At 41.4% G+C, this 9949-nt stretch carries 12 protein-coding genes; 10 read left to right on the forward strand and 2 right to left on the reverse strand.

The features are described 5' to 3' along the window. Positions 1-194: hypothetical protein (locus QZ998_RS16395; protein ID WP_296561929.1), on the reverse strand; the 194-nt coding region annotated here is incomplete at its 3' end. Positions 195-325: 131 nt separating this feature from the next. Here QZ998_RS16395 and QZ998_RS16400 point away from each other — a divergent pair. The 4 genes from QZ998_RS16400 (at position 326) to QZ998_RS16415 (ending at position 5045) form a co-directional block, all read left to right on the forward strand. Beyond that, positions 326-613: a metalloregulator ArsR/SmtB family transcription factor gene (locus QZ998_RS16400; RefSeq protein WP_296561931.1), complete on the forward strand. Its 288-nt coding sequence runs from the start codon at positions 326-328 to the stop codon at positions 611-613. Next, positions 613-3111 carry an FAD-dependent oxidoreductase gene (locus tag QZ998_RS16405; protein ID WP_296561933.1) on the forward strand — a complete coding sequence of 833 codons (2499 nt, stop codon included), beginning with the start codon at positions 613-615 and terminating at the stop codon, positions 3109-3111. Before QZ998_RS16400 ends, QZ998_RS16405 begins: the two co-directional genes overlap by 1 nt. 280 nt (positions 3112-3391) lie before the next feature. Then, positions 3392-4120, forward strand: a complete 729-nt coding sequence (locus tag QZ998_RS16410) for an ATP-binding cassette domain-containing protein (RefSeq protein WP_296561935.1) — start codon at positions 3392-3394, stop codon at positions 4118-4120. A 4-nt stretch (positions 4121-4124) separates the two neighbouring features. Further along, positions 4125-5045 (forward strand): SufD family Fe-S cluster assembly protein, encoded by a 921-nt coding sequence (locus QZ998_RS16415; RefSeq protein ID WP_296561937.1) that lies wholly within the window; start codon positions 4125-4127, stop codon positions 5043-5045. A gap of 120 nt (positions 5046-5165) precedes the next feature. Here the strand turns inward: QZ998_RS16415 and QZ998_RS16420 are convergent, their stop codons facing one another. Further along, positions 5166-5540, reverse strand: a complete 375-nt coding sequence (locus QZ998_RS16420) for a hypothetical protein (RefSeq protein ID WP_296561939.1) — start codon at positions 5538-5540, stop codon at positions 5166-5168. Positions 5541-5748: 208 nt separating this feature from the next. Between QZ998_RS16420 and QZ998_RS16425 the strand changes: the two genes are divergently transcribed. The 6 genes from QZ998_RS16425 (at position 5749) to QZ998_RS16450 (ending at position 9750) form a co-directional block, all read left to right on the forward strand. Continuing rightward, a complete protein-coding gene (locus QZ998_RS16425) occupies positions 5749-6117 on the forward strand; it encodes a NifB/NifX family molybdenum-iron cluster-binding protein (protein ID WP_296561941.1) in 369 nt (122 codons plus the stop codon). A gap of 73 nt (positions 6118-6190) precedes the next feature. After that, positions 6191-7045 (forward strand): ATP-binding protein, encoded by an 855-nt coding sequence (locus tag QZ998_RS16430; protein ID WP_296561943.1) that lies wholly within the window; start codon positions 6191-6193, stop codon positions 7043-7045. Beyond that, entirely contained in the window at positions 7023-7889 is an 867-nt protein-coding gene (locus tag QZ998_RS16435; protein ID WP_296561944.1) for an ATP-binding protein, read from the forward strand. Before QZ998_RS16430 ends, QZ998_RS16435 begins: the two co-directional genes overlap by 23 nt. Positions 7890-8069: 180 nt before the next feature. Next, on the forward strand, positions 8070-8438 hold the full coding sequence (locus tag QZ998_RS16440; RefSeq protein ID WP_296561946.1) for a NifB/NifX family molybdenum-iron cluster-binding protein: 369 nt from the start codon (positions 8070-8072) through the stop codon (positions 8436-8438). 31 nt (positions 8439-8469) lie between these two features. Beyond that, the gene (locus tag QZ998_RS16445; RefSeq protein WP_296561948.1) at positions 8470-8829 is read left to right on the forward strand and encodes a DUF134 domain-containing protein; all 360 of its coding nucleotides are present in this window, start codon (positions 8470-8472) and stop codon (positions 8827-8829) included. 51 nt (positions 8830-8880) lie between these two features. Then, a complete protein-coding gene (locus QZ998_RS16450; RefSeq protein WP_296561950.1) occupies positions 8881-9750 on the forward strand; it encodes an Mrp/NBP35 family ATP-binding protein in 870 nt (289 codons plus the stop codon). Positions 9751-9949: the final 199 nt, after the last annotated feature.

The following is a 9949-nucleotide window of genomic DNA, read 5'->3' on the forward strand; positions in this document are numbered from 1 at the left end:
GAATCACTGGTAATCGGCCATTTATAACCTCTGCGAAACAGCATATTGGTGGTAAACCGCTGTTCACTTGCCAGATAGGCCAGATGCTGGTGGGAATCGGTGTCGGTATAGGCAATGATCCCTGATAAATATGGGGTCAGGGGAATAAGCGTAGGTAGGTCTAGTCTAATACTTAGATAGATTAACAGAGTCAAATGTTTAGCAATTGTAAATTATGGTATATATAAAGAATAGCTACAAAAGTAACTATAAAAAAAGCACTTGACATATTAACATGTTATAATATAATGTTATTATCATTAACATCGTTGATTGGAGAAATCTAATGGAAATGAAACCGAAAGATTGTGATGAACAAGCTGAGATATTAAAAATTTTAGGAAATCCGATTCGCTTATGTATTGCCAGAGGTCTGATAAAAAAGGGCAGTTGTAATGTGACTTATATGGAAGAATGTCTTGGGGTATCACAATCATCTATTTCTCAACACCTGGCAAAGTTAAAAAGTGCTGGGATCGTTAAAGGATATCGTTCTGGCACTGAAATTTATTATCAAGTAGTATCAGAAAGTGCAAAAAAAATAATTAATGCAATATACGAGGAGGAAAATTGATGAAAAAGATTTTAATTGTTGGAGGCGTTGCCGGTGGTGCGACTGCTGCCGCGAGATTGCGACGTTTAAGTGAAGAAGATGAGATTATTTTATTTGAGCGGGATGAATATATCTCCTTTGCTAACTGTGGTTTGCCCTATTACATTGGCGATGTGATCAAAGATCGCAAGAAATTATTGGTTCAAACTGTCGAAGGAATGTCCAAACGATTTAACCTGGATATTAGAAATTTCAGTGAGGTCATTGCGATTGATCCGGTTGCTAAAACCGTTGAAGTGAAAAATCATCAATCCGGAGAAACATATACCGAAACCTATGACAAGCTGATTCTATCCCCCGGTGCGAAACCGATTGCACCACCAATCCCCGGATTGTCCGAAGCAAAAAATATTTTAACCCTGAGAAATATCCCCGATACCGATAAGATTAAAGCAGTCGTTGATAGCGGCAAAGTGAGACGGGCAGTGGTTATCGGCGGTGGTTTTATTGGCGTTGAAATGGCCGAGAATCTGCAAGAACTGGGTGCCAATGTAACCTTGGTGGAAAAACTCAATCAGGTGCTAAAACCACTTGATTTTGAAATGGCGCAACTGGCGCATCAGGAAATTAACGCGAATTGTGTCAATCTCATTTTAGAAGATGGAGTCGATCATTTCCAAAAACAGGGAAGTGAAGTCGTGCTCGAAAGCGGTCGGGTACTACAGGCAGATCTGGTCATTTTAGCGATTGGTGTGGTTCCTGAAAATGCCCTTGCCAAGCAGGCAAATCTCAAGTGCGGTCCCCGTGGTCATATTGTGACGACGGAAAATTATGAGGTCTTCAATGGGACAGATGACGCCGTTAATCCTGATATCTTTGCCATTGGTGATGCCATTGAGGTTAAAGATTTTGTCACCAAGAATCAAACGGCCATTGCACTAGCTTGGCCTGCTAATCGACAGGGACGGGTGGTAGCCGATTATATCAACGGAAAAACCGTCAAAAACCTCGGTATCCAGGGAACCGCGGTGGCAAAAGTATTTAGCAAAACAATTGCTTCAACCGGAAATAATGCCGCCCAACTGGATATGAAGAAGGTGGACTATCAAATTGTCGTCGCCCATCGCGCCAATCATGCTGGTTATTATCCCCATTCAACCAACATTGCCTTAAAATTACTTTACGATCCTAAAACGCTTAGGATCCTCGGTGCCCAGGCAGTTGGACAGGAAGGAACCGAAAAACGAATCGATGTAATTGCCACAGCCATGAAGATGGGTGCGACGGTTCTTGACCTTCAAGATTTTGAGCTCTCTTATGCACCGCCCTTCTCATCGGCCAAAGATCCGGTTAATATCCTCGGCTATATTGCTGAAAATATTGAAGATGGGGTATATAAAACAGTCGAATGGCATCAAATAGATGAGATCGTCGAAAAAGGTGGATTTCTGCTGGATGTCCGCTCACCGGTTGAAGTCAGTGCTGGTGCCATCAAAGGATCGGTCAATATCGAGCTGGATAGCTTAAGAGAACGCATTGCTGAAATTCCCATTTCCAAAGATGCCCCCATTTATGTGAGCTGTCAGGTCGGTCAACGGGCTTATCTAGCGATTCGGATTTTAAGAGGAAATGGCTTTACCAATATTTACAACCTGGCTGGCGGCTATAGCACGTACAAAACGGCCCATTACAAGTTGGCAGAACTCAACTTTGATGTTGGCGCCTGCATTGTCAAAAAAGATGACACGGATGGCGATGTCGATCAGGGTGGCAAAGGAAACGATGTGATTAAAAAAAAAGTTGATGTAACCGGACTCCAATGCCCGGGGCCATTGATGGCCACTTATGACGCCATAAAAAGTGTCGAATCGGGTGATCTGGTTCAGATAATCGCCACTGATTTTGGCTTTGTCAGCGACATAAAAAGCTGGTGTGAAACCAATGGCCATAACCTGGTTTCCCAGGAGACTGAAGGAAAAAGCTATATCAGCGTGATTCGCAAAGGTAGTGAAGGTGAAGCCTGTACTTTGATGCCGGCGGTATCGACTCAGAAAAATGCAACCCTGGTCGTTTTTAGCGGTGAGTTGGACAAGGTATTGGCATCAATGATCATTGCTCAGGGAGCGGCAGCCCAGGGGAAAAATGTGACCCTATTTTTTACCTTCTGGGGACTCAATGCACTTCGAAAAAGAGATGGAAAAGGCTACAACAAGACCTTTATTGAAAAAATGTTTGGTGCCATGATGCCCAAAGGGGCAGCTAGATTACCACTTTCGATGATGAACATGCTGGGAGCAGGACCAGCTATGATCAAAGGGATTATGAAGAAAAAACATGTCGATGATTTGGATACCATGATCAAAAAAGCTCAAAATGCCGGGGTTCGTTTTATCGCCTGCACGATGAGTATGGATCTTATGGGAATTAAAGAAGAAGAACTTATTGATGGCATTGAATACGCCGGTGTGGGGACCTATATTGCCAGCAATGAAAATGCCGGGACAACCCTATTTGTCTGATTCAATCGTTCAGAGTGGTTGACACGTAAAAACACATCAAAAGGACTGAAGCCTGACTTTAGTCCTTTTATTTTTGTCCGGATTTTAACATTTACAATAAGGTTTAGTTAAAAACTTCTGAATTTTGTTTTTTATATTTCAGATAGAAATATATCCAAATAGAGTAATAAGTGGTAAAATAAAAAAAAGTTATCATCGGGAGAGTCTTAATATGTTCGCATAGGGGGTCAGAATCGATGATTAGCTGGAAAACTTTGAAAGAAAAAGGTAAGGAGAAAAAATGTTAAAGCTTGAAAACATTTCATTTGAAGTTGAAGATGAAAAAGAAATTCTAAAAAATGTTAATTTAACCATTGAAAAAGGAAAATTCATCGCGATTACTGGACCAAATGGTGGCGGCAAGTCGACGCTAGCGCGAATTATTTCGGGTGTTTTAAAACCGACCCGAGGGAAAATCACATTTTATGGCGAAGATATTACTGATTTATCGATCACCGAACGGGCTAAAAAAGGAATCAGTTTTGGCTTTCAACAGCCGATCCGCTTTAAAGGGATTACCGTCCACGATCTGATCAATATCGCCAAAGGCGAAGACCTTTCAGCGATGGAGGCAAGTCATTATTTATCGGAAGTGGGTCTATGTGCTAAGGATTACATTCACCGGGAGTTAAATGATAAGCTGTCTGGGGGCGAAATCAAGCGGATTGAGATTGCCACCATCATCGCCAGAGATACCGCCTTATCAATTTTTGATGAACCGGAAGCCGGCATCGATTTATGGAGTTTTAATCATTTGATTGAGGTTTTTATGAAAATCCATCAAAGCAAAGAAAAATCGATTGTTATCATTTCCCACCAGGAGCGGATTCTCGATGTAGCAGATGAAATCATCGCGATGGTCGACGGAGCAATTATTATCCGCGGTGCCAAGGAACGGGTATTACCGGAGCTGCTTCATTGTGAAAACCCTGAAAATTGCGCATATTGTCACGATATAGTGGAGGCATAAAGAGATGAATGAGATAGCAAAAAAATTACTAAAAGACGTGACCGGACTAGAAGAAATGCCAAAAGGAGCCTACAATATTCGGGAAAACAGTAAAACGGTTTCCAGACAGTCCAGTGAAAACATCGATATTGTTGGAAAAGAAGATAAATCCGGGATAGACATTATCGTTAAAGCCAATACCAAATCCGAAAGCGTCTTTATCCCCGCTCTGGTTTCTTGCAGTGGGGTTCACGACCTTGTTTATAATGATTTCTATATCGGCGAGAATGCTGACATCACAATAATTGCCGGATGTGGTGTTAGCACCGGAGATAGTTGTGATGGTTCTGAGCACAACGGGATTCATCGATTCTTTCTGGGCAAAAACTCCAGAGTTCGTTATGTTGAAAAGCATATCGGTGAGGGAACGGGCACCGGGAAACGTGTGATTGACCCGGTAACAGAGGTCGAACAGGAAGAAAACAGCTATATGGAAATGGAAACTACCCAGATCAAAGGGGTTGATTCGACCAGACGCTTTACTAAGGCTAACCTAAAAGACGGTGCAACCCTGGTGATTAAAGAAAAACTGATGACCCACGGGGAACAATTTGCAGAATCTAAATTTGAAGTGGATATGGATGGGGAAGATTCTAGTGTGAATCTCATTTCTCGTTCGGTCGCCCGAGATTATTCGCGGCAAACCTTTATTTCTAAAATAAAGGGGAATACCCGATGTATGGGTCATTCCGAATGTGATGCCATTATCATGGATCACGGCGTGGTCAGTGCCATTCCTGAAATCACGGCTAACAGTCTGGATGCAACTTTGATTCACGAAGCTGCCATCGGAAAGATTGCCGGAGACCAGATGATCAAATTGATGACCCTTGGTCTTACCGAAGCCGAAGCGGAAGCAAAAATTATTGATGGATTCTTAAATTAACAGCAAGGTAATTTTATCCTAGCCAAGCTGATTGCGGCGCGGGCACAGATTAAAAAAAAGACAGAGTTAAAGCTGATTTCAGGAAATGAGAAATCAGCTTTTTTTAGCTGTCTTTAAATCCTAGGCTTCCCAGACGACAAAATAAACCCCATCTTCCCGCTTTTGACCCTTTCCCAGCTCAAGATGCCTTAAGACAGATAAGTCAGAACTGATTTCATCAGGAGTCAGGCTAAATTTCTCAAGGCATTGCTGCATGGTGACACCGTCGTTATCCTTCATAAATAAATACAGATTTTTTTGTTGATCAGTTAAACCTTCGGTACCGGTATATCCAGAACTTTGTCGATCAAGCTTGGCGCTGTGTACGGCACCGGGGTCACAGGTTTGGGTCACCTTGTGTTGGCCGATCGCACAATCATCACAAAAAGTTTTACCCTTTACTTCATAAACATCATCGTCTTCAAGATTAATTCCACATTTAAAACATGTACTCATGTAACGTCTCCTTATCCGTGCTTTCTAATTTTCAATCAATTGATTCAAACAGTTTAAATAATTTCTATATCATACCATTATTAGTCTTGCCTTTCCATAATAATGATCAGTTTAGAGAAAAAATATTCAGAGATAATTATTGACATATGTTTATAAAGGTGTATAATATTCATAAAAGACATATGTCAATAAAAACAAGGAGATATCGATGAAAATTGCAATACCGGCTGATGAACAAATTTTAAATAGTGAAGTGTGTATGTCTTTTGGGCGCGCACCATATTTCTATATTTATGAAACACTTACGAAAATGGGGCACTTCATTGAAAATACGGCCGCAAGCAGCCCTGGCGGGGCGGGCGTTAAAGCGGCTCAAATCGTAGTAGATAATCATGCAGATATTTTAATTACACCACGGTGCGGCGAAAATGCTGCTGAGGTTTTTAAGGCCACCAAACTTGAGATCTATAAGAGCAAGGTTGGGTCAATCCATGATAATATCAATGCTTATCAGGAACAGAAATTGACTATTCTGGATCAGTTTCACGCCGGATTTCATGGCGTTGGTGGAGTTTGACAATGAAAATTGAACTAATCAATGGCGTGTCTCAAGGAACACTGGGGATCATAGAAAGTAGGTTGATGATCAAGTGAAATTAGCAGTACTCAGCGGAAAAGGTGGAACCGGAAAAACTCTGGTATCTGTCAATCTGGCAGCAGTAGCAAAAGAATCTGTTTATGTTGACTGTGACGTTGAAGAACCAAATGGTCATTTATTTTTTAAACCAACAGTGATAAAAACTGAAAAGGTAGTGAATAAAATTCCTGTGGTAGATGAAGATCTCTGCCTGGGCTGCCGAAAATGTGTCGATTTTTGCAAATTCAACGCTCTCGCCGCTATTGTCAATAAGCTACTGGTTTTTGATGATATTTGTCACTCATGCGGGGGTTGTATCATGCTTTGTCCGAGCAAAGCTTTGACCGAAAAGGACAAGGTCATTGGAGAGATAAATATCGGTATTTCCGAACAGGTCAAGGTGATTTCTGGTGTTTTAAATACTGGAGAAGCATCGGGAATACCAATTATCAAAGAGCTGTTAAAAAAAATAGCCAGTGAAAAAAGACTGACAGTGATTGATTGCCCGCCAGGCAGTGCATGCGTGGTGATGGAAAGTATTCGCGATGCGGATTATTGCATCTTAGTGGCAGAGCCAACCGTCTTCGGACTGAGTAACCTGGCCTTAGTTCATCAACTTGTCAACATTTTTAATAAGCCTTATGGGATCGTCATTAATAAATGCATGGAAGGTGAAAATCTAATTGATGCTTTTTGTCTTGAAAACAAAATCAAGGTTTTAAGTAAAATACCGTTTGATTGTGAATTAGGAACGATTAATTCCGATGGCGAAATTGTATCAAGAAGTGAACGCTACCAGGGTGTATTTTCTGCGTTGCTTCAAGCAGTCACGAAGGAGGTGCAAGATGAAACAGTTGCTTATTCTTAGTGGAAAAGGCGGAACTGGAAAAACAACGGTAGCAAGTGCGTTTATCAAGCTGGCTCAGGCTAAGGTTTACGCTGATTGCGATGTCGATGCACCCAATTTGCATCTTGCTTTAAAACATACAGGTCAACCTAAGCGAACTGATTTTTACGGGATGCCAAAGGCAGAAATTAATACCATTCTCTGCGCAAAATGTGATCGCTGTATCGAAGATTGTCGATTTGATGCGATTCAGGTGGTTGACAATAACTATCGGATTGATCCATATCAGTGTGAAGGCTGCGGTGTCTGTGAAATGGTTTGTCCGGTTCGAGCGATCAACTTAAAACCCCATATTTCTGGAGAACTGATGTTATACGACAAAGATGTTGTCTTTTCAACTGCTCAACTCAAAATGGGCAGTGGCACATCGGGGATGCTGGTTACCGAGGTTAAAAAACAAATGAAATCAGTCGAGCGGGGTGATGAGCTGGCAATAATTGATGGATCACCGGGAATCGGCTGCCCGGTTATTGCATCGATTAGTGGGGTGGATATGGTATTAATTGTTGCAGAACCATCGGTTTCAGGAATCAGTGATATGGAGCGGATTATTAAAACAGCCCAGACCTTTCATACAAAAACGGTTGTATGTGTCAACAAATACGATACAAACCTGATAAAAACACAAGCGATTATTGACTATTGTCAAGCCCAGAAGATTCCATATATGGGAAAAATCCCCTACGATAGAAATGTTGTTGAAGCGGTAAATCAAGGACTCACCCTGGTCGATATTTTTTGCGACGCCGGCGTTGCAGTACAAGACGTGTTTGGTCATACGATGGAGATGTTATTGAAAAAATAGCTTAAGTCACGTTTAGGGAAACTTAAATCAACAGCTAATGAAGATAAGAACAGTAAGAATTAATATAGTTATTGACATATGCCATTCATGTATTATAATAATGCTGTTGATAGCATATGTTAATTAGCTTAATTATAATTATGAAAATCAATAACATTAAAGATAATCGGAGGTACTATTATGAAAATTGCATTACCCACGCGGGAGAACTTAATTGATAGTCATTTTGGACACTGTGAATATTATACGGTATTCACCATTGATACGAGTAGCAAAGAAATACTGAATCAGGAAATAATCGCTTCGCCAGCAGGATGTGGCTGTAAATCCAATATTGCCACAACACTTAAAGAAATGGGTGTAAAACTTTTGCTTGCAGGCAATATGGGTGAAGGGGCTGTTAATGTCCTGAGTAAGTCTGGCATTGAAGTTGTCCGCGGCTGCACTGGAAATGTTAAAGAAGTGGCGTTAAGCTGGTTGGCAGGGACCGTTATGGATTCTGGTGAAATGTGTCATGCCCATGAAGCAGGTCATGAGTGCCAGCACTAAGTCTTGTAGTTTTGATAAGGAGTTTTAGATTATGTCCAGACCAGTAAAATGGAAAAAAGTCTGTTGTTTGCCAGAAACGGATTTATTTGGACCACTCAATGCCAAGAATAGAGAAGATGGAATTATCACCATGTCAGTTGAGGAATACGAAACGATCCGCTTAATTGATCTCGAAGGCATGCTTCAGGAAGAGTGTGCCGAAAGTATGCACGTGGCACGAACCACGGTTCAGAAAATATATAATGACGCCCGGAAAAAACTGGCTGACGCATTGGTTAACGGGAATGTCTTGAAAATTCAAGGTGGTAATTATAAATTATGTGAAGAAGGTCAAGAAAATTACGGCTGCAGCCGTTGCCGTAAACGTCAGATGAACGAAAGCTGCGATTAATTTAAGATTTAAGAAAAACTGAAAATGATAAAAGAAACGAGGAGAATTTGGATGAGTGAAGAATGCAGTCAATCTTGTGGATCATGTGGTGAAGAGTGTGAAGACCGAAAGGTAGATTTTTCCGAACAACCCCATGAGCTGAGCAGAATTAAAAAAGTTATTGGTGTCGTGAGTGGAAAAGGTGGGGTTGGTAAATCGATGGTTACTTCCTTGATGGCAGTTACCATGAAACGAAAAGGCTATAATACGGCTATTCTGGATGCCGATATCACCGGTCCATCGATTCCTAAAGCATTTGGAATCAAGGAAAAAGCGATGCCGACAGAATTAGGAATATTCCCGATATCCAGTAAAACTGGAATTGAAATTATGTCCATCAACCTATTGCTGGAAAATGATACCGATCCGGTGGTTTGGCGAGGTCCGATTATTGCCAACACCGTAAAACAGTTCTGGACCGATGTGATCTGGGGTGACGTCGACTATATGTTTGTGGATATGCCGCCAGGAACCGGTGATGTGCCATTAACGGTCTTTCAATCGCTACCGGTAGACGGGATTATCATCGTCACATCTCCTCAGGAGCTGGTCTCAATGATCGTTGCCAAAGCTGTAAATATGGCAAAAATGATGAAGATTCCGGTGCTGGGATTGGTTGAGAACATGTCTTACTTCGAATGCCCAGACTGTGATAAGAAGCATTATTTATTTGGTGAAAGCCGCATCGAAGAAGTGGCAAAACAACATGGCATTGAGCTTGTGGCAAAAATGCCGATCGATTCCTCCCTTGCCGGTGCCTGTGACAAAGGGCTGATTGAATTGTTTGATAACAGCTGGCTGGATCATATCGCTGAAATTCTGGCAGTAAGTTTAGAAGAAAACACAAAAGAAAATGAGGAACCAAGTCTGAAACATCTCTAGTATTAAGCAAACCAAATTCTGAGCATAGCAAACAAACCATCAAGTGATGGTCAAAAAAAAGTATTGGTTCCTCATTTTCTTTTGTGTTTTCTTCTAAACTTACTGCCAGAATTTCAGCGATATGATCCAGCCAGCTGTTATCAAACAATTCAATCAGCCCTTTGTCACAGGCACCGGCAAGGGAGGAATCGATCGGCAT

Source organism: uncultured Acetobacterium sp. (assembly GCF_927416815.1).
GTDB lineage: Bacteria > Bacillota > Clostridia > Eubacteriales > Eubacteriaceae > Acetobacterium.

Coding starts and splice junctions, on each gene's coding strand:
- QZ998_RS16400 (WP_296561931.1), top strand. CDS start 326: ATGGAAATGAAACCGAAAGATTGTGATGAACAAGCTGAGATATTAAAA.
- QZ998_RS16405 (WP_296561933.1), top strand. CDS start 613: ATGAAAAAGATTTTAATTGTTGGAGGCGTTGCCGGTGGTGCGACTGCT.
- QZ998_RS16410 (WP_296561935.1), top strand. CDS start 3,392: ATGTTAAAGCTTGAAAACATTTCATTTGAAGTTGAAGATGAAAAAGAA.
- QZ998_RS16415 (WP_296561937.1), top strand. CDS start 4,125: ATGAATGAGATAGCAAAAAAATTACTAAAAGACGTGACCGGACTAGAA.
- QZ998_RS16420 (WP_296561939.1), bottom strand. CDS start 5,540: ATGAGTACATGTTTTAAATGTGGAATTAATCTTGAAGACGATGATGTT.
- QZ998_RS16425 (WP_296561941.1), top strand. CDS start 5,749: ATGAAAATTGCAATACCGGCTGATGAACAAATTTTAAATAGTGAAGTG.
- QZ998_RS16435 (WP_296561944.1), top strand. CDS start 7,023: ATGAAACAGTTGCTTATTCTTAGTGGAAAAGGCGGAACTGGAAAAACA.
- QZ998_RS16440 (WP_296561946.1), top strand. CDS start 8,070: ATGAAAATTGCATTACCCACGCGGGAGAACTTAATTGATAGTCATTTT.
- QZ998_RS16445 (WP_296561948.1), top strand. CDS start 8,470: ATGTCCAGACCAGTAAAATGGAAAAAAGTCTGTTGTTTGCCAGAAACG.
- QZ998_RS16450 (WP_296561950.1), top strand. CDS start 8,881: ATGAGTGAAGAATGCAGTCAATCTTGTGGATCATGTGGTGAAGAGTGT.